Source organism: Leyella stercorea, from assembly GCF_021531655.1.
This window is the reverse complement of the sequence record NZ_JADYUF010000051.1, coordinates 1-20,005: the sequence shown is the minus strand read 5'-3', so window position 1 is coordinate 20,005 and position 20,005 is coordinate 1. Positions and strand designations below refer to the sequence as shown.

The window sequence follows — 20,005 nt, the reverse complement described above, 5'->3', positions numbered from 1 at the left end:
ACCCCCGGCCCCTCCCCCGTAGGGAGGGGAGTGATATGCTGGGATTGCTGAAACTATTATAATTGGGGAATGTCGAACGACATTTAACAATAAAAAGAACAACAAAAACAACATTATCCATTATGAATGGAAGAAAGAGAATGTTGTTTTTGTTGTTCTTTTATTGTTTATGCCGACTCTGTTATGACTTCTTCAAAGACCATGAAAGGGAATTTGAAGAGTAGCGGTCGATAACAACACAATGATTAATATACGAAAAATGCCCTGTAAAGGCGAAAGCATTAACTGTCAATGCTTCTGCCTTTACAGGGCGTATTTTTATAAGCAAACTGTGCATACCGCACTTATAAGCCAACAGCACATTCCACCTCCTATAAGCAAACTGTGCATACCGCTCCCCTCCCTATGGGGGAGGGGCAAGGGGGAGGGGCTTTGCGAGGGATGAGTTTGGGCTTTCTGAGGCTTTCCTATACGTAAGTCTCCAGGAACTTCAGCGTTCCCTCAATCTTCAGAGTCTCGGTAGTTGCAGGCACAAGCATGCTCTCGCCGGCGCTCAGAGTGACGGTGTTGCCCTCGTTGTCGGTGATAGTAGCCTCACCCTTAAGGCCAATGAGGATAACGAAGCTATCGAGTTCAGAGTAGTCGAGCGTCATCGGCTCGTCGAGATCGTAGACAGCAGTGTTGAAGTAAGGACACTGAACGAGGCTCACACCCTGGTTCTTCTGCGGAGTATATTCGGTGCGATAATTGCTCTCAACATTATAGTTGATGCACTCGGCAGCCTGCTTGGTGTGCAACTCACGATAGTTGCCGTCCTTGTCCTTGCGCTTGAAGTCGTAGATGCGATATGTCACGTCGCTGGTCTGCTGTATCTCGGCGAGGAAACAGCCGGTACCGATGGCGTGGATACGTCCTGCGGGCAGGAAGAAGCAGTCGCCCTCCTTGACATCGTAGCGTGCAATGGCATCGCAAATGGTGTCGTTGGCTACCATTTCGGCATACTGTGTAGGTGTGATCTGCTGCTTCAGACCGCACAGCAAAGTAGCGTCCTTGTCAGAGTCGAGCAGATACCACATCTCGGTCTTGCCACGCTCCTTGCCCTGACGCTTGGCAATCTCGTCGGTAGGATGAACCTGTATAGAGAGGTCTTGACGTGCATCGATAAACTTGATGAGCAGCGGGAACTCATTGCCGAAGCGCTCGTAGTTCTCCTTACCTACGAGTTTCTCCTTCAGTTCGGCAACAACCTCATTGAGTTTCTTGCCGGCAAACTCGCCATTGGCAACCACTGTCTCATTGCCTGGCACTCCAGAAATCTCCCAGCTTTCGCCTACATTCTCCTGCTTAACATCAAGATGCTTGAAAGGGATAATCTTCTCGCCACCCCAAATCGTTGACTTGAGCAGCGCGTTAAACTTCATTGGTTCCATAATTGTTGTATTTAGTAAATGTTATTAATCATAATTCAGAAATTCAAAATCGCAGGCGGAAGCCGAGAACAATTCAAAATTCAAAACTCCTAATTCCTAATTCCATACGGCTCCGCCGTATGGTTAGTTCTCCTTCCAGAATTGCGGTGTGAATATTACGAGCACGCTGAATATCTCAAGACGTCCGATGAGCATCAGCACCGAGCATATCCACTTGGCTGCAATAGGCAGTTCGCTCCACGACATGGTTGGACCAATCTCCGTTCCGAGCGTCGGACCGACGTTGCCCAGCGCACTTAGCGTGATGGTTATGGCATTGGTATTGTCTATACCCATCGCTATCATCGAGAACGAGCAGAACAGGCACAGAATGAGATAAGTCGAAAGGAAAGCGAGCAGCGTCACACGCTTCGACGAAGGAACGTTGGTGCCGTCGACACGCATAGGCAACACGGCATTGGGATGCAGCATCTGACGGAACTCGTTCTTAATGATCTTCAACAGCATTACGCAACGTATGCACTTGAATCCACCGCTCGTAGAACCCGAGCAAGCTCCGAAGAACATACAAATTGCCAATACCACCCATGTAACGTGGGGCCATACGGCAGGGTCGTCGGAAAGCAAACCCGTTGTGGTGATGAACGACACCACCTGGAACAAGGCACTTCGAACTGCCGGTTCAAACTCATAACCGTTCTTCCACATCAACTCAAACGCTATAAAGCCAGCGAAAGCAAGCACCACAAACAGATAGAATCTGCACTCAGCACTCTTCAGAAGCGTGCTGGGCTTGCGTTGCGACACGGAAATATAGAGCATCGTGAAGTTGATGCCCGATACAAAACAAAAGAAGGTGACGATGTATTGCACTACAGGAGTGAGATAACTGTAGTCGTTATGGGTGGCAAATCCACCCGTGGCAGCCGTTGTGAAGCTGTAGTTGACGCTACTGAACAAGTCCATACCGGCACACCACATAGCCAAAATGCACAACACGGTGATACAGATGTATACCACCCATATCCACTTGGCGTTGGTACTGAGGCGTGGGTGGAGCTTGGTCTTGATGGGTCCGGTAGCTTCTGCGGCAAAAACCTTGACACTACCGCCTACAAGCGAGGGCAAAAGGGCAATCGTAAAGAATACTATTCCCAGACCGCCAAGCCACTGCGTGAACGAACGCCAAAACAAAATGCCGTGCGGCAGGACGTCTACATTGTCTATTATGGTAGCTCCGGTAGTGGTAAATCCCGACATCGTCTCGAAGAAAGCGTCGGTGAAAGAATGCAGATAGCCTCCCAAGAGGAACGGAAGCGTTCCGAACAGCGAGAAAACCGTCCACGTGAGCGTTACCACAAGATAGGCATCACGTCGTGAAAGGGTGTTGTCGCAGTTGCGCGCAAACAATCGCAGCACCAGTCCGGTGCCCGCCGATATTGCCACAGACAATGCAAACGCCATAAGGTCGTCCTCGTGATAATACACCGAAACGCCAAGACACAACAACAGCATCATGGCCTCGATGAAGAGCAACGACCCTATAATCTTATATATAAGCTTTAGATTTATCATAGGAAGAACTTTTCAATCTTCTTCATGTTGACGTTATGGCAGAACACCATAACCGAATCGCCCGGATGAATCAATGTGTTACCCGACACAAGCAGTCCCTGACCGTCGCGAACGAGTCCACCTATGGTCATACCCTTAGGCAATCCGAGGTCTTTAACGGGCTTTTGTGTAACCTTGGAACCCTCCGACGGGATGAATTCGGCAACGTCGGCATTGGCTGTCATGAGAAAACGCACATTGTGAACGTTGGCATCGAGCATCATCTGATAGATATGGCTGGCGGCTATCGACTTCTTGTTGATGATGGTGCCGATATCCAGACTCTCAGCCATACTTACATAGTCGATGTTCTCGACCATTGCCACTGTCTTGCGAACTCCCATTCGCTTGGCTGTAAGACAGGCGAGAATGTTGGTCTCAGCATTTCCGGTGAGCGCAACAAAGGCCTGCGTATTCTTGATGCCTTCTTCGATAAGTAGCGACAAATCGCGTCCGTCGCCGTTGATGACAAGCGCCTTGTCGTTTTCAAGTATAGAGTTAAGACGCTCGCAACGCTGCTCGTCAGCCTCTATAATCTTCACGTCCATATAGCTGGGCATGGTCTTTACGGTGCGTACAGCTGTAGCTCCACCGCCCATTATCATCACGTTCTTCACATCGACATAATGTTCCTTGCCGACGATTTTGCGTATGTATGGAATGAATTGGCGGGTTGTCATGAAGTAAGCCATGTCGTACATCTGCAGACAATCGTTACCTCCAGGGATGATGGTTTCGCCCTGGCGCTTGATGGCTACGATGTGATAGGGGTCTTCCGGACCGCAGATGTCGCGCATAGGGCGGTCGAGTATCGTACACGACTCACGCAGCTTGACACCAAGCATGACAAGCGCTCCACCGTGAACGTCCCAACGCTGGCGCACCCACGACATCTTGAGTCCGTTGTTTATGTCTGTGGCTGCGAGCATCTCTGGATAGATTATCGAGCTGACTCCGAGTCCGGCAAAGAACTCTTTGAGGTCGGGTTCGATATATTCCGAGTTGTCTATCTTAGCCACCGTCTTTCTTGTGCCAAGAGCTTTGGCAAGAACGCACGATGCCATGTTCTGACTTTCATCGGGAGTTACAGCAATAAACAAATCGGCACTCTCCGCTCCTGCCTTCTTAAGCGCCTTGACACTGGTAGACGAAGCCTCCATTGTGAGTATGTCTACATCCGAACCAATACGCGAGAGTCGCTCCTCGTCGTTATCCATGACTACTATATCGTCATGATCGCGCGAGAGCAGACGTGCAAGATGAGTACCGATGGCGTATGCGCCAGCTATAATTATCTTCATATTGGGTTGTTGGGGGTGGATATATTGGGTTGTTGGAGTGGATATGTTTAATTGTCGTTGATTGCCTGCTTTATCGATTCTATATCGGTACCGGCAATATGACGCAACTCGTTTACCGTTCCGTGTTCGATGAATCGGTCGGGCAATCCTATGCGACGCACTCTTGTAGTATTGCCATTGTCACTCAACCATTCGAGCACAGCAGAACCGAAACCACCTGCAAGTTGTCCGTCTTCAACGGTGACGATGCGGCTGAAGCGCTGCGACACGCTCTCAAGCACATCCGTATCAAGCGGTTTGCAGAAACGCATGTCGTAGTGTGCCACACTCAGAGGACTTCCTTCATCGTGCAACTGGCTTATTGCTTTCTGCACATCATTTCCCATCGGACCGTAACTCAATACCGCCACGTCGCTGCCGTCGCTTATCTGGCGTGCTTTGCCTATCGGAATGGCTTCAAACTCGCAATGCCAGTCGTCGCGTTTCACTCCCTTGCCACGCGGATAGCGTATCACCACCGTGCCCATACCGGGCAGTTGGGCTGTGTACATCATTCGTCTGAGCTCGCATTCGTCCATCGGCGAGCACAACGTGAGGTTGGGAACGGGACGCAAAGCGGCAATGTCGAACACGCCATGATGCGTAGGTCCGTCCTCGCCAACAAGTCCGGCGCGGTCGAAACAGAATACAACGGGGAGATTAAGGATGGCTGCATCGTGTATGATATTGTCGTAAGCACGCTGTGCGAAGGCACTGTATATGTTGCAGAACGGCATCAATCCGTCCTTTGCCATACCCGCTGCAAACGTGGCGGCATGTCCTTCGGCAATGCCGACATCAAACACACGGTCGGGCATTGCATGCATCATTATGTCCATAGAGCATCCCGTTGGCATGGCTGGAGTGACGCCTACGATGTTGGGATTGGCTTCGGCAAGTTCAAGAAGCGTTCGTCCGAACACTTCCTGATACTTCAATGGATATGGATCGGCAGTATCGGGAATGCGTTCACCGGTCTCGGGGTCGAACTTGCCGGGGGCATGCCATATGGTAGCCTCGCGTTCGGCGGGTTCATAACCTTTGCCTTTGACGGTGTGGAGGTGGAGTAGTTTGGGGCCGCGCATATTCTTCAACTGTTCGAGTATGCGCACAGTCTCGCACACATCGTTGCCGTCGAAGGGTCCGAAGTAGCGTATGTTCATTCCCTCAAAGACATTCTGCTGATGCGAGAGAGCCGACTTCAGGGCATTGTTAAGACGAATAATGCCCTTGCGACGGTCGTCGTTGAGATAGCCCATGGAGTGCAACCACTTGGAAGCCTTGTCGCGCAAGCGGTTGTAAGTGGCATTGGTGTCGAGATTAAGAAGATACTTCTCCATACCTCCAACAGCACGGTCGATGCTCATATCGTTGTCGTTGAGCACAATAAGCAGGTCGTTGGGCGACGACGACACGTTGTTGAGTCCCTCAAAAGCGAGCCCACCAGACATGGCACCATCGCCTATCACTGCCACTACATGACGGTCGTCGTGTCCGGTTTTGCGTGCAGCGACAGCCATACCGAGCGCTGCCGAAATGGAGTTGGAAGCGTGTCCACACGTGAATGTGTCGTACTCGCTCTCCATCGGAGTCGGGAATGGGCGTATGCCATGCAGTTTGCGGTTGGTGCAGAACGTGTCTTTTCGGCCGGTTAGTATCTTATGACCATAAGCCTGATGTCCCACATCCCACACGATGCGGTCGTACGGTGTGCTAAACACATAGTGCAAAGCCACCGTCAGCTCGACAACGCCGAGCGACGAAGCAAGGTGTCCAGGATTGACCGACAACTCGTCAACAATGTCGCGACGCAGTTCGGCACACAATTCGGGCAACTGTGCCACGCTTAGGTGTCGCAAATCGTCGGGACTGCTTATTTGGTCCAAAAGTTCAGATATGTTGTTCATGAAATAACTTTAGCTGTACAGTTATGCAAAGTTAATGTAAATGAGCGAAAGCGCAAAAGAAAAAACACACAATCGTCTATTGATTGCGTCTTAATAGGCTTGTCTTCATTTCAAATACCAGTTGCCGTCATGCAACACCATGGGCACTACTATCTCCTCCTTGGTGCTGTCGGCGAAACAAAGCATAAGAAAAGCGCGTCCCACATGGCGTGCCGTGTCGGTCTTGGCACTTATTGCCTGCACAGCCGCGAGTCCGCTATGGTCGTCCTTAAGTTGTCCCATATACTGCTTTGCATTGACTATCAGCTGCTCGCGATAGCTGCCTGGTATGCTGTCGGGACGGTAGAATCCGTCGACATAAGCCTCGAAATTGCCTGCTATAAGATAGTCGTAATACACCTTGGCGGCACGGACGGCGAGTTCGTTGGGATTCTGTGGCTTAGCGGGGCTGCACGAAGAGGCAGCAAGAAGTGTCATAACAATGCCTACATATATTATATATATAATGTGTCGCATACTTTTATGTATATTATTTATATAAACAATAAGAGGGCATGGCATTCCTGCCATACCCTCCTTAATATATTTGCCTTTTACTTCTGACGTATGAATACGTTGATGGGGCATCCGTGCATCGACCAGTTGTCGCGTATCTTGTTCTCCAGGAAACGTCGATACGGCTCCTTGATGTACTGTGGCAGGTTGGCATAGAACACGAACGACGGTATCTGAGTATTGGGCAACTGTGTACAATACTTAATCTTGATGTACTTGCCTTTGATTGATGGTGGCGGATAAGCCTCAATCAGCGGTAGCATAACCTCGTTGAGTTTTGACGTACCGACGTGTGCCTTACGGTTCTGATAAACCTGCTTGGCTGTTTCGAGCACCTTGAATATGCGCTGCTTTGTCAATGCCGAAGCGAAGATAATGGGGAAGTCGACAAACGGAGCCATGCGGTTGCGTATGGCGTTTTCGAATGTCTTGATGACAGCCTGATCCTTGTTTTCTACAAGGTCCCACTTGTTCACCACAACGACAAGCGACTTGTTGTTGCGCTGAATGAGCTGGAATATGTTCATATCCTGCGCCTCTATACCGCGAGTAGCGTCGAGCATGAGTATGCACACGTCCGAATTCTCAATGGCACGTATTGAGCGCATCACCGAATAGAACTCCAGGTCTTCCGACACCTTGTTCTTACGGCGTATACCTGCAGTGTCGACAAGATAGAAGTCGAAGCCGAACTTGTCGAATCGTGTGTATATTGAGTCGCGTGTAGTGCCTGCTATCTCGGTCACGATGTTGCGGTCCTCGCCGATGAAAGCGTTGATGATAGAACTCTTGCCCGCGTTAGGACGTCCTACGACGGCAAAACGAGGAATGCCGTCTTCAACTTCTTCCTTTGTATCTGGCTTAAGTTTAGACAGTACAAGGTCGAGCAAGTCGCCTGTACCGCTACCCGTTGCCGACGAGATACACTGCGGTTCGCCAAGTCCAAGAGCGTAGAACTCGGCAGCATCGTAAATCTGGTCGTTGTTGTCGGTCTTGTTGGCGACGAGGATAACGGGCAGTTTGGTGCGACGAAGGATTGTCGCCACGTCCTGATCCCAGTCAGTCAGTCCGGTCTGAACGTCAACGAGGAAGAGCACAAGGTCGGCCTCTTCGGTTGCAACGATAACCTGCTTGCGGATGGCATCTTCGAAGATGTCATCGCTCTTAACCACCCATCCACCGGTGTCTACAACAGAAAACTCGCGACCGTTCCACTCGCACTTGCCATACTGGCGGTCGCGTGTAGTGCCGGCTGTGTCGCTAACGATAGCCTGACGAGTCTTGGTCAGGCGGTTGAACAGTGTCGACTTGCCCACATTTGGGCGTCCCACTATTGCCACTAAATTTGCCATAATGTTTTAGTCATTCTTTCCTCCGCATCACACGGAGGCTTGTAGGATGTGGTCTCTGCATCCTTGTTAATGATTTTCCGAAGCTGACCCACTCCGGCCCTCGCCATTCTGACGAGAGTATCCCCTCTTTGCTATTCAGGGGGAAGCGGCAGCGAAGCTGTCGCAATTTTGAGTTTTGAGTTTTGAGTTTTGAATTGTGCGCTATGCGCATTTTGAATTTATGAATTAGGAATTAAGAGTTATGAGTTGAGAATTCATAATTCAAAATTGAACAACTCAAAATCGGCACAGCCGATAATTCAAAATTCAAAACTCAAAATTCAAAACTCTCACTCCGGGTTATATCCGAAGCTGTCGAGTTCGCGCTTTGAGCTGCGCCAGTCCTTGTCCACCTTTACGAATGTGTGCAGATAGACGCTCTTGCCGAAGAACTTCTCGAGCGACTTGCGTGCCTCGGTCGACATCTTCTTAAGGGCTACGCCTTGATGTCCGATGATGATGCCCTTCTGCGAATCGCGCTCCACGTATATCACGGCATGGATGTCGATGTTGCGGTCGGTCTCCTTAAACGACTCCACCTTCACCTCTACCGAGTACGGGATTTCCTTGTCGTAGTAGAGCAGAATCTTCTCGCGGATAATCTCCGACACGAAGAAACGGGCTGGCTTGTCGGTCAATTGGTCCTTGTCGAAGAACGGCGGCGAGTCGGGCAGAAGCTCCTTGATGCGACGCATGAGCATATCGACGCCGAACTTGTTCTTGGCTGATATGGGAAGAATCTCGGCATTGGGCAGCAGCGTGTGCCACTTCTCAACGGTGTCGCCGAGTGTCTTCTGGTCGCTCTGGTCGATTTTGTTGATGAGCAGAAGCACCGGAATGGTCATATTCTTCACCTTGTCGAGGAAGTCCATGTTCTTCTCGGGGTTCTCCACTACGTCGGTGACGTAGAGCAACACGTCTGCATCCTGCAATGCCGATTCGGAGAATGCGAGCATCGACTCCTGCAATTTGTAGTTGGGTTTCAGAACACCGGGAGTATCGGAGAAAACTATCTGGGCGTCGTCCTCGTTGACTATGCCCATGATACGGTGGCGCGTGGTCTGCGCCTTGAATGTGGCAATGCTGATGCGCTCGCCTACCAGCTGATTCATCAGGGTCGACTTGCCCACATTAGGATTGCCTACTATATTTACAAATCCTGCTTTGTGCATATTCTTTTCTATAGGGGGGGGTATATTGTACTATAAGTACAAAGTTAGTGTTTTTTCGGGAATATCCGCAGCCGCATATTTGCAATTATATGATTTTTAACAGAATAGACACAAAAAAGCACATTCGACGATAGTTGTTGAAAACTGTCGGATGTGCTTTTATATATGAGATAATATGCTTCTCTATTACTTGGCTCCGGCAACTGCCGAACCATCGTAAGCCCACTTGTAGAACGATGCTCCGTGAACGAAGCCTGCACCGAAAGCGGTGAAGATGACGTTGTCGCCCTTCTTCATGTTCTTCTCGTTATCCCACAATGCCAATGGTATTGTGGCTGCGCTGGTGTTGCCATAGCGTTCGATGTTGACTACCACCTTCTCCATAGGCAGACCGATACGTTTTGTAACGGCCTCGATGATGCGGAGGTTTGCCTCGTGCGGTACGACCCACTTCACGTCGTCGGCAGTAAGTTCGTTGCGCTTCATCACTTCGGCTACATCGTTGCTCATGTCTGTCACGGCATAGCGGAACACTGTGCGTCCCTCCTGATAGAGGTAGTGCAGACGGTGGTCGACGGTGAAGTGTGACGGCGGGCAAACAGAGCCACCAGCCTTCATGTGAAGGAATGGGAGTCCCTTGCCATCGGTACGCAGATACGAGTTCTGCACGCCAACACCTTCCTCCTCAGTAGCCTCAACGAGCACTGCTCCGGCACCGTCGCCGAAGAGTACGCAAGTAGCGCGGTCCTGATAGTCGACGAGCGACGACATCTTGTCGGCACCGATGACGATTATCTTCTTGTAGCGTCCGCTCTCAATCATTGTAGCGGCTACGTCGAGCGAATAAAGGAATCCGCAGCATGCGGCCTCAAAGTCGAAGGCGAAAGCATTCTTCAGTCCGAGTTTGCCAAGGACGATAGACGCTGTCGAGGGGAACTTGTAGTCGGGAGTTGTGGTGGTTACAATCAGCGCATCGATTGTGTCGGGGTCGACGCCGGTCTTTTTGATGAGCTGCTTGGCTGCCTTACGGGCCATGTAGCTTGTACCAAGACCTTCCTCGGTGAGGATGTGGCGTTCCTTGATGCCGACACGTGTCATAATCCACTCGTCACTGGTGTCTACCATGCGCGACAGCTCCTCGTTGTTGAGGACATAGTCGGGCACGTATCCGCCAATGCCGGTGATTACTGCGTGTATCTTTCCCATTTTACGGTGAGAAATTATTCAGCTACTTCCTTAACGATAGCAACCTTGCCACGATAGTATCCGCAAGTAGGGCATACTGTGTGGTATACGTAGTAAGCGCCACAGTTAGGGCATACTGCCAATGTAGGAGCTACTGCCTTATCATGAGTTCTTCTCTTAAGTGTACGAGTCTTCGACTGTCTTCTTTTAGGATGTGCCATTTTTCTTTAATCTTTAATTATTGTTTTTAATTTTTCTAATCCATTCCATCGCGGATCTACCGCTGTCTCTTCATCCTCGCCACTACTTCGGGTAGCTGAGTGTTCTTCGAGAACCTTAATCATCGCCGCGTTACATTTTCCAGGTGTATGCACGTGCTTAGCGGGTATGTTGAGTGCTATAAATTCGTAGATGAACCACGCCACGTCGAGTATGCCTTCACGCTCGTCAACAGTGATGAGGTCATCATCCTCGGAATATTCTTCTCCAAACTTCACCACGAGGCGGTCGTCCGTCTCAATTGGCTGTTCCATATCGTCCAGACACAGGTCGCACGGAATAACGACGGTGCCCTCGGTGTGAAAATCAAGCTCAAAATAGTTCTCCGTGCGGCGTACATTTATACGCACACGAATATTGCCACGCTTGATTTCGTCTTCGTCAAGTGACTCAAACCAAGCGTCGCCCAGACTATATTCAAGGGTACTCTGACCCTCTTTCAAGTCCTTCAAATCTATTCTAAGCAGTTCAGAACTACACATTTGGTGTGCAAAGGTACGAATATTTTCCGACATACGACAATTTTACAATAATGTTTTTGACTTTCTTAAAGGTTTTTTCAGTTCTACGCGGAATGTTGTGCCAATTCCTACCTCAGAATGCTTCACCCAGATGCGTCCTTTGTGATATTCCTCCACAATGCGCTTGGCGAGCGATAGGCCGAGTCCCCAACCGCGTTTCTTGGTGGTGAAGCCGGGGCGGAACACGTTGCGCAGGTCCTTCTTGCGTATTCCCTTGCCGGTGTCGCTCACTTCCACAACGGTCTTGTTTGCTTCTTGCGCCACGGTTATGGTTATAGTGCCCTCGCCTCCCATAGCGTCGACAGCATTCTTGCACAGATTCTCTATCACCCATTCAAATAGCGATGCGTTTATCCGCACCCTCACCTCTCCCTCTGGGAAGCGGCGTATCATCTGTACGCGCTTCGACGTGCGGCGGTCCATATAGTCCACTACGTGCTGCATCACCTCCTTCAGGTCGGTATCGACGGGTTCGGGCAGCGAGCCTATCTTCGAGAAGCGGTCGGCTATGAGTTGCAGTCGCTGCACGTCGTTCGCCATCTCTGGTATCAGTTCGTCGTCGGGATAAGTCTCGCGCAGAATCTCCACCCATGCCATCAGACTGGATATGGGCGTACCGAGTTGATGGGCAGTCTCCTTCGAGAGTCCCACCCACACCTTGTTCTGTTCGGCACGTTTCGACGTGAGCAATGCGAATATGGCTATTACGACAAACAGCATCACTACACCTAATTGTATATAGGGGTATGACGCCAGGCGGCGCAGCATGAGCGAATCGTCGTAACAGACGTCAATATAGTCGGTGCTTCGGTCGTCGTCGAGTGTTATGCGGATATTGCGGTTGGCGGCAAGCAATTGCTTGCCCAAATCATTAAGAAAAGCGGTGGAATCGGCTGAACTTTTGCAATGTTCAATTTCAATGTTGCGGTAAGCCTGTACCTGTCCGTGCGGGTCGAGCACAACTACGGGAATGGTGTTATTGCTGTTTATCACACGCAGCACAAGATTGATGTCGGTATTCTCGTCGGCATTGTTGAGTGTGCGCATAGCCTCAGCCCACACCTCCATCTTGGCACGTTCCTCACCGGCAAGGTCGCGTATGAGGATGTGCGACACAACGAGCGAGACAACCGCTATCACTACGGCTGCCAACACAAGAACTATCTTCACACGGCGTATCTGGTCTGTCCACTGCATATAAATGTATAACGCAGTTATCGGCAGATTATTATTTGGAATCAGAAATTAGGATTTGTCTTTCTTGTTTTCTATCGTTACGAGAGCTCATTCCAAATGTTATGAGTCTGCACACCAATCGTAATAAAAGCTCGCACCAATTGATGCGAGCCTCACCAAAGACTGCTATCCATCACCTTATTGGCTGCTCCTGCAGAAACAGAATCGGTGTTTACAGCATCTGACGATGTGGTTTGGCGTGCGTTCAGCAGCACACCGATGATGAAAAGCAGCACCAATGCCAATGCTACGAGGAGGGCGTTCACCACCGCCAACGACCTGCCCTTGTCTGCCATCAGAAGCCTCACCTGCGCAATGTCAGCAGGACGATGCACACAATCGGCAGCAGCGCACTTCCGCCCCACCCTCATCAGATGCTTGCTACGTACAGCCTCAGCCATATACTCCAACACCTTGCCAAACGAATAGATGTCGGCACGAGGATCGCTCTGGGCACCTGGCTTGAGCTGTTCGGGTGCCATATAGCCGTATGTGCCAGCCGGAATCTTCAGCACGCAGAAGGTTTCGCTGTCGGAAAGTCCGAAGTCGATGAGCTTCACGTCACCGCCTCGGTGAGTCAGCATTATGTTGGAGGGCTTGATGTCGCGATGGACGGTCTGCTTGGCGTGCATATACTCCATAGCGTCGAGCAACTGGTCGGCTATCTTGCGTGCCTTCTCCTCAGTCATGTTGCCGCCTTTTACAGCCGCCTCAAGCGTCTCGCCGTCCACATATTCCATGACTATGCACTCGCCCAATTCGCCCACAGGCTCCATGCTTATAGTGCGGCATATGTTGGGATGGTCGAGTTGCAAGCCTATCTCGAATTCCTTAAGAAGTGCCTGATGATAAACCGGTGTGTAAAGAAAGTCCGTCTTCAGGCATTTCAGCATGTAGCGCTTGCCATATCGTACGGATGTGAAAAGACGGGTGAAGCCCGACCTCGACACATAGCACTCGCTGATATTAGTAAAGCCACTGTCGGCTCGCGCTACTACAAAATCCGATTCGTTGTTTATGTTTTCCACATATCCCGAAGTGGGTCGGTTTTCATTGTCACTCATAATCAGTTTAAATTATCTTTCTAACTATCGAAAGCCCGCCATTGCGTCCTGCCACAAAGGGCGGTGTACGTTCGCCATTACGCTCTATATACGGCAGGTACAGCGGCTGTTCCTTAATGAAGCATCCTGTTACAAACATATCATCCGACTGCAACTTGCTGTTATGCGCTTCGACTACACGATATGCACTATCACCTAAGTATTCAAGACGAAGCAGACGATTGGGTGCCCACCCTATCTCCACATTATCGCCTCGCTCCAAATCGCTGCTCACAAGTTGGCAAGCATCAAAAAACGACGAATTGTAGCGTGTGCTGTTCTTCAGCCAAAGCAGAAACGAGGCATAGTCCTTATGTCCTATATATGCCGATAGAGAGTCGAGGGTCTGCATGCGCGGCTTATGGCTGTCGCTGACATAGCCGTACAGTCGCTTCAATGTCGAAGGCGACACGAATATCTCATGTCGGAGGCGCAGTATCACCGAGAACTCCTCAAAGTCGGTGGTCGTGGTAAGGCGCTTGCCGTAATGCTCCTCGACAAGTCGTTTCAGCTCTTCTATTTCCGGTGTGTTCATAGTCTTTTCATTTAAATGTCATCAATTATATTCTCAAACTGGTCCCAGTATGGCTTTGCCCGATAATACGCCTCCCTGCCTTTCGGCACATGCACACGGCACGTCTTCAGAAAGTCGGTAGCAACATTGGCAAATGTGTTGTCATAGCATACTGGTGGCAATGCAGCTCCGATGTAAAGGTCAGTGAGCGGACAACTGTCGAAGACGTATTCGTTTATAATGTCCACTTTCTTGCCAAGGCGCACCGTGGTAAGGTGGCTGCATTTCTGGAACAGTCCGGAAGGCAGCAGCTTAAGGGTGGAGGGCAGCACCACTTCCTTCACCTTGCTGTTATAGAAGGCGCACATACCCAACTTGGTCAGTCCGTCGGCGAATACGAATTTCTCCACGCTGCTTTCGCGGAAGGCATAGTCGCCCACGCTCTCTATGGTGGAGGGCAATGTGTATTCGCCCTTCTTGCCCATCGGGAACCAGAGTATGCGCTTGCCGTCATTGCTCAGGAGTACGCCGTCCTTACTCTGGAAGTGGGTGTTGGCTGCCGACACGTCGATGGTCTCCAGCGACGTGCAACCAGCCGATGGACTTACGACGCTTACCGATGCTGGGACGGTGATGCTGCGCAGAGAGGTGCAGCCCTCGAAGGCTTCCTTCTCTATCTTGACGGCTCCCATTGGTAGCTTGATGGTCTTCAGACCTGTGCAAGCGCGAAACAGACCTACGCCTATCACTCCGTCCTCTGTAAATCGTGATTCGCCATACTCGCCACCACCCGCAACGATGCTTGCTCCCGAAATGTCGAGGTCGGCAAGGCGTCCGGCTGTAGGATGGTTTTCCTCATCGCGTCCTGCCATGATGCGCAGCGTGAGCAGATCGTCGCCATTGAGCGGGCCTACCACAGAAAGACTTGTAAGATTGAATATCTGGTCGCCGAGGAGGGTGGAAAGGATGCCTGCCTTACCAAGCACGACGGCTGATGAGGTGGTGAACTGGAGGGCTTCGCCTTCCGACTCGCCTATGCTGTTGGCGGCAAATGGCTTGATGGTATACGTTATGTTGGGCTGCAGACCGTCAATAAGCAGACTGTACATTCCCTTGTCGTCAGCCTCATCGCTCTGCATGATAGTCTTCTCGCCACCCTCGATGCCTTCGCCCGACACACGGCAACCGCAGGATATGACGGGGTCGCCGCCATTGTCCGTGATGCTGTAGCCTACGATAAGACTGACAGGAGCGCTACTCAGCACTTCTGCCTTGCTCACCGTGGGGCGTTCGTTGGGCTGAGTGGCGAAGCTGACCATCTCGCCTGAGAGCGAGGCTGAGCCATTGGTGCCATGAAGCATATAATAATAGGTGGTGCCGGCATTGAGCGAAGATAGGTGCATACTGACATTGCCGTCGGCATCAGCCAATACTTCCTGTCTCTCAGACATGCTCTCGTCATTGCCATAACTGAACCAAAGACTTGGCATGTCCACTCCCTTGTCCTTGACGCACTTGCCCGACAGCGTGGCTTCCGTACGACTGATGTCCGTAGCCGGAAGCGTCTGGAGGCGAGGCTCAAAGTTGTACGGACTGTCGCTGCTGCAAGAGCTGACCGTCACGACAGCCATCAACAATAATATATAGAGAATACGATTATTCATAATCGGTACGTTTTTTACTTGCGCTTTGTTATCATTCCCGTCTTTCCAAGGCATATTCCTACACCTATACATCCCTGCCATTGCTTGCCTGCAATGGTCAGTGCCGACGCACTGAAACTGAATCGTCCTACCGAAGCCACAACACCAATCTCTGCCGCAAAGCCTTTATGGCTGAACTCTTCGTTGCGTAGCCAACCGCCGCCCTCGCTGTCGGCAAGCTGCCATGCGGTGGTCTGACTGCCGTAGCCCACGCCTTCGAATATGTTAAACAGGCTGCTCAGACGATGTATGGCACCCACGGTGAGGGCATACTCTGAGGTCTGCTTGCGTCCGGTATAATAAGGAGTGTTGCCGGTAGAGGGTCGATAGCCGTCGCTATTGCACGAACCTATCGTCGAGGGCGACGAATGCAGATTGCTGCTCACATGCACATAAGCACCATGGCGGCGCATCAAGGCTGCCATTACGCCCCACGAGGGTCCGTCGGTATGGAGTGAGGCTGTAAGCAACGTGAAGGCATGGAGCTGAACCACACGTCGGGGCGGCGCCACGGTTACGGTGTCGACGATGGTCTGAGTGTATACTATGGTGTCATGCTTCTCCACCACAGCAGCCTGCGGCAGACGAAGGCGCATCTCGTAGGTCATGCGGCTCTCAAGCTTCGTGCCGAACTTATAGTCGCGCAGCACTCCCCATTGAGGATGTTTCAGCGTTATGCTCTTGGTACCCTTGGGTAGGAAAAGCCAAATCTCGCCCACCTTATCACGACGTTCGACAATGCCCAGGGGCGAAGAGAAGGCAAAGTCGGCAGGTGCCACTACCTTAAGCAGTGCGCACGCCTCGCCGTTAAGGTCGCGTACGGCATCAATGAAGGCGCTCACGTCGGTAGGCAACTGACGGAACTTCTCCACCGTAAAGGTGCTGTCGGGCGCAGCCAATGCGACTGTCGCCACCGCAGCCTTAGCATCGTTCAACGACAGACACGACAATATCATAGTATACACCACGCAAAGCGTAACTTTACGTAGCGTAAAGCATAACTTTACAAATGCCTTCTTTATACTTTCCATATTATTATTCTAAATTAAAGTCGGAAATTTCAATTACTCCATCACTACCACTTACAGTTGCCGACGGCTGCCACGTGCGCACATGGATGAGTGGCATAGAGGCGTTGCGGAAGTCCCACAGCAGAAACAGCCAGCCGTCGTCGGCATAGCGGTCGCTCTTGTAGCGTTGGCGCAGCGACACTCCGTAGATGCCATCTTTCGTAGGATGGCGCATTATGCGGAAGTCGGAGAAGCGCACATCCACCTTCTTGTTCATGCCGAACACCTTGGAGAGTCGCGAGAGATAGTCGGCCTTGGTATGGAGGGCGTAGCTCACACGGCTGTCAGCGCCCACCTTGGCTTCCTCCTTCGACTGACGTACTACGTTGCCCACGATGATGAGCGCGTCGTCGCTGAACACCTGACGTAGAAAGTCGATGTCCTTCGTGGTGTATGCCGTGCGCAGATGCTCGCAGTAATTGAGAATCTGACGGCGGCGTGTGGCGTCAGTTTCCTCCAGCTTTCCGCTGATTATCTTGGAAGCCTCAGCATAGAACGGACTGTTGTGCGCCATCGTGCGCACGTCCACAGCCGGGAGTCTCACCTCCTTACGGCTTACTTTAGCAGCAGGTTGCTGACCGTGCACGTCCGCCGCCGTACCGTCAATAGCAGACGTCTGTCCCTCCGGCGCAGTTATTGCCGATTGCGATGGGTCGGCTGACGTGGCTGTAAAGACAACGATGCCTTGCATGTCAACATATCCTTCACGACCTGTCGACAATTCGCGGAAGCGCAGACGACCGCCACGAAACTGTGTGTCGAGCATACATCCTCGCAGCGGAATGCGGAACATCTCATTGCCACGCGCGTCCTCCACCACATACTGTCGTTCGCCGTTGGTCATGGTCTGCTCCACAAGCTGCATGCCCTCGCTCGTGCCGTAGCGCGTCTCGGTAGTCACATTATTATATTTCCCAATGGGCAGCACCCACAATGCCACCGCCCACAAGAAAAGAATCAGCACAAGGGCTGATAATACATACGTTATTTTCTTCATTCAGAAAGTGTTATTGCCAGTCCTTTATCTCACCACCGATTTCTATCTTCACCTGCTCGGGGTCTTTTGAAATGATAAGGTTGACAAGATTTTCCACACCAGGTTTATAATTGAATCGGCTCTCATAGAAATAGCTCACACCGTTTACCTCCACTTCAATGAATGGCATACGTGTTGTGATGTTCTGCGGCACGACGATGGCAGAATAGCTGGTCTCGTCGTCCTGATGGGCTATGATGCTCTGGCGTGCCACATTCGGATTGTACGTGACGATGCCTTGGCGTAGGTCGACGGTGGCAGAGGTTATGGTGCTGTGTATATACACCTTGGCTTTGGTGGGCAGCTCGCCTTCGAAGTCCTCACCCTTTATCAGGCGTATGCGTAGCTTGCTCATGATGTGACGAAACAAAAGAGCAACTGGCGAATCCGACGCTGTGACACTCTTCTGCGAAGCAAAGAGCAGGTCGCTTGCCTCATAGCCGCCAAGCGATGTGGCTGTCTTCGGGGTGTTTTGGTCGAGAGCCACACTGAAAGGCTGACTGTCGAGGCTGAGCACCTTATCCATGCGTGGATAGATAGCATAGACATTGAACGTGCCGTCGTCCCAATAGAGGGGACGGAGTGATGTCCATTTGTCGCCGTCGTAGGTCAGCACATCGTTGTTGGCAAGATTGCCTCCCAACTCCATCGGCTTTTCTGTGTCTGCCACATACAGTCCTATGCGGTCGCCTATCTCGAAGTCGGTTTCCGTGGCACGTGTCTGCGACGGATGCTTCACAACGAACGTCATCGGTGTCGACTTGGCATCCTTGTATTGCGATTCGGCATCCTCTGAGCAAGCCGCAAGAAACGCTGCCCCTACAATGCCGACACTCATGCAAGCCCACCTTATTATATTATTCTTCATACTTTGTCTTGTTTATTAGTATTACGTTACTCACATTCACTGCTGCAGCCTGTATTCCTGCTTTATTTTGCAATGATGTGTTTAAAGCCCGACCAGGATTCTGACGACTTATAGTCATTTAAAGCAGACCCTGGTACTATAACAGTGAGGTCTTCTAATGGAACTCCATTGAAAGCTCTGTCATTCACAAGTGGAGGAACTGTGCTCTTACATTCAACTACGCGAAGCGATTTGCAATTATGGAAGGCACCCACATCGATTAACTCAAGACCGCTTGGCAATATTATCTTTTGAAGATTTTTGCTATTATAAAATGCATTTTTATGAATACACGTAACTCCCTCAGGTATCTCTGCCTCCCCAGTAAAAGCGCAATTTAAAAAAGCAAATGATGAAATGCTTAGCAATCCCTTGGGTATCTTAAAGCTTCCTGAGAAGTAATTTCCTTCGAAGTTGCTACCTCCAAAAACTATAAGACTCTTCGGCAATTCAAGTTCGCCTATGAATCCGTTAATATAAAATGCTTCATTACCTATAGCAGTGATGCCATCATGCAACTGTAGTCTGCCCCCAAACCCACATTGAGTAAAAGTGTTTGTGGGTATAACGGTCAAGGATTCAGGAATCACCAAGTCGCCTCGTAAATTTTCACAATAAGCGAAAGCACTTGAACCTATCTTCTTCAGATGACTTGGCAATATCAGATTGCCATACAGATACCGGCAATCATAGAAACATCCCGATCCGATTTCCTCGATTCCATCTGGCAAATTCAAAGGACATTTAAAACCAGCAAGACTAAAAGCATTACTACCTATCTTCTTCAATGTGGAAGGCAATGTCAGGACACCAGTAAAGTCATTGCCAGCAAAAGCACTTTCATCAATTTCCACCACACCTTCGGGAATATTTAGAGATCCCGTCAGACCAGAATGGAAAAAGGCTTCTGCATCAATACGCTTAAGAACGTCAGGAAGCACAATGCTTGTCAGCGTTTTTTTATATTTGAGGTAGGTTCTATTAATTGATTAATTCAAGTGGAAGCCGTTCCGCCAGACTCAATCTTTCGGAATCAGTAGCT

At 50.6% G+C, this 20,005-nt stretch carries 18 protein-coding genes; all 18 read right to left on the bottom strand.

The features are described from left to right. Nucleotides 1-467: 467 nt before the first annotated feature. The gene (locus tag I6E49_RS12290; RefSeq protein ID WP_235402619.1) at nt 468-1,430 is read right to left on the bottom strand and encodes a type I phosphomannose isomerase catalytic subunit; all 963 of its coding nucleotides are present in this window, start codon (nt 1,428-1,430) and stop codon (nt 468-470) included. A 123-nt stretch (nt 1,431-1,553) separates the two neighbouring features. Then, nucleotides 1,554-3,005 (bottom strand): TrkH family potassium uptake protein, encoded by a 1,452-nt coding sequence (locus I6E49_RS12285; protein WP_235402618.1) that lies wholly within the window; start codon nt 3,003-3,005, stop codon nt 1,554-1,556. Then, nucleotides 3,002-4,345, bottom strand: a complete 1,344-nt coding sequence (gene trkA, locus I6E49_RS12280; RefSeq protein ID WP_235402617.1) for a Trk system potassium transporter TrkA — start codon at nt 4,343-4,345, stop codon at nt 3,002-3,004. The genes I6E49_RS12285 and trkA overlap by 4 nt, the downstream gene beginning before the upstream one ends. Nucleotides 4,346-4,392: 47 nt before the next feature. Next, nucleotides 4,393-6,291 (bottom strand): 1-deoxy-D-xylulose-5-phosphate synthase, encoded by a 1,899-nt coding sequence (gene dxs / locus I6E49_RS12275; protein ID WP_235402616.1) that lies wholly within the window; start codon nt 6,289-6,291, stop codon nt 4,393-4,395. Nucleotides 6,292-6,396: 105 nt separating this feature from the next. After that, complete coding sequence (locus I6E49_RS12270) at nt 6,397-6,807, bottom strand: hypothetical protein (protein ID WP_235402615.1); 411 nt, start codon at nt 6,805-6,807, stop codon at nt 6,397-6,399. Between the two features lie 77 nt (nt 6,808-6,884). Further along, complete coding sequence (gene der / locus I6E49_RS12265) at nt 6,885-8,198, bottom strand: ribosome biogenesis GTPase Der (protein ID WP_235402613.1); 1,314 nt, start codon at nt 8,196-8,198, stop codon at nt 6,885-6,887. A 329-nt stretch (nt 8,199-8,527) separates the two neighbouring features. Beyond that, a complete protein-coding gene (era, locus tag I6E49_RS12260) occupies nt 8,528-9,409 on the bottom strand; it encodes a GTPase Era (RefSeq protein ID WP_235402611.1) in 882 nt (293 codons plus the stop codon). Between the two features lie 186 nt (nt 9,410-9,595). Then, complete coding sequence (locus I6E49_RS12255) at nt 9,596-10,615, bottom strand: beta-ketoacyl-ACP synthase III (protein ID WP_235402609.1); 1,020 nt, start codon at nt 10,613-10,615, stop codon at nt 9,596-9,598. A gap of 14 nt (nt 10,616-10,629) precedes the next feature. Further along, the gene (rpmF, locus tag I6E49_RS12250) at nt 10,630-10,815 is read right to left on the bottom strand and encodes a 50S ribosomal protein L32 (RefSeq protein WP_021993472.1); all 186 of its coding nucleotides are present in this window, start codon (nt 10,813-10,815) and stop codon (nt 10,630-10,632) included. Between the two features lie 6 nt (nt 10,816-10,821). Continuing rightward, nucleotides 10,822-11,355, bottom strand: a complete 534-nt coding sequence (locus I6E49_RS12245) for a YceD family protein (protein ID WP_235402607.1) — start codon at nt 11,353-11,355, stop codon at nt 10,822-10,824. 42 nt (nt 11,356-11,397) lie between these two features. After that, nucleotides 11,398-12,591, bottom strand: a complete 1,194-nt coding sequence (locus tag I6E49_RS12240; RefSeq protein WP_235402605.1) for a sensor histidine kinase — start codon at nt 12,589-12,591, stop codon at nt 11,398-11,400. Between the two features lie 152 nt (nt 12,592-12,743). Next, nucleotides 12,744-13,694 carry a serine/threonine-protein kinase gene (locus tag I6E49_RS12235; protein ID WP_235402603.1) on the bottom strand — a complete coding sequence of 317 codons (951 nt, stop codon included), beginning with the start codon at nt 13,692-13,694 and terminating at the stop codon, nt 12,744-12,746. Nucleotides 13,695-13,701: 7 nt separating this feature from the next. Beyond that, nucleotides 13,702-14,268: a hypothetical protein gene (locus tag I6E49_RS12230; RefSeq protein WP_235402601.1), complete on the bottom strand. Its 567-nt coding sequence runs from the start codon at nt 14,266-14,268 to the stop codon at nt 13,702-13,704. Between the two features lie 11 nt (nt 14,269-14,279). Further along, a complete protein-coding gene (locus I6E49_RS12225) occupies nt 14,280-15,911 on the bottom strand; it encodes a leucine-rich repeat domain-containing protein (protein WP_235402599.1) in 1,632 nt (543 codons plus the stop codon). A 14-nt stretch (nt 15,912-15,925) separates the two neighbouring features. After that, nucleotides 15,926-16,981, bottom strand: a complete 1,056-nt coding sequence (locus I6E49_RS12220) for a hypothetical protein (protein ID WP_235402598.1) — start codon at nt 16,979-16,981, stop codon at nt 15,926-15,928. 4 nt (nt 16,982-16,985) lie between these two features. After that, nucleotides 16,986-18,017, bottom strand: a complete 1,032-nt coding sequence (locus I6E49_RS12215) for a hypothetical protein (protein WP_235402597.1) — start codon at nt 18,015-18,017, stop codon at nt 16,986-16,988. A 10-nt stretch (nt 18,018-18,027) separates the two neighbouring features. Then, nucleotides 18,028-18,924 carry a fimbrillin family protein gene (locus tag I6E49_RS12210; protein WP_235402596.1) on the bottom strand — a complete coding sequence of 299 codons (897 nt, stop codon included), beginning with the start codon at nt 18,922-18,924 and terminating at the stop codon, nt 18,028-18,030. A gap of 62 nt (nt 18,925-18,986) precedes the next feature. Continuing rightward, nucleotides 18,987-19,949 carry a leucine-rich repeat domain-containing protein gene (locus I6E49_RS12205; RefSeq protein WP_369681632.1) on the bottom strand — a complete coding sequence of 321 codons (963 nt, stop codon included), beginning with the start codon at nt 19,947-19,949 and terminating at the stop codon, nt 18,987-18,989. Between the last annotated feature and the right edge of the window lie 56 nt (nt 19,950-20,005).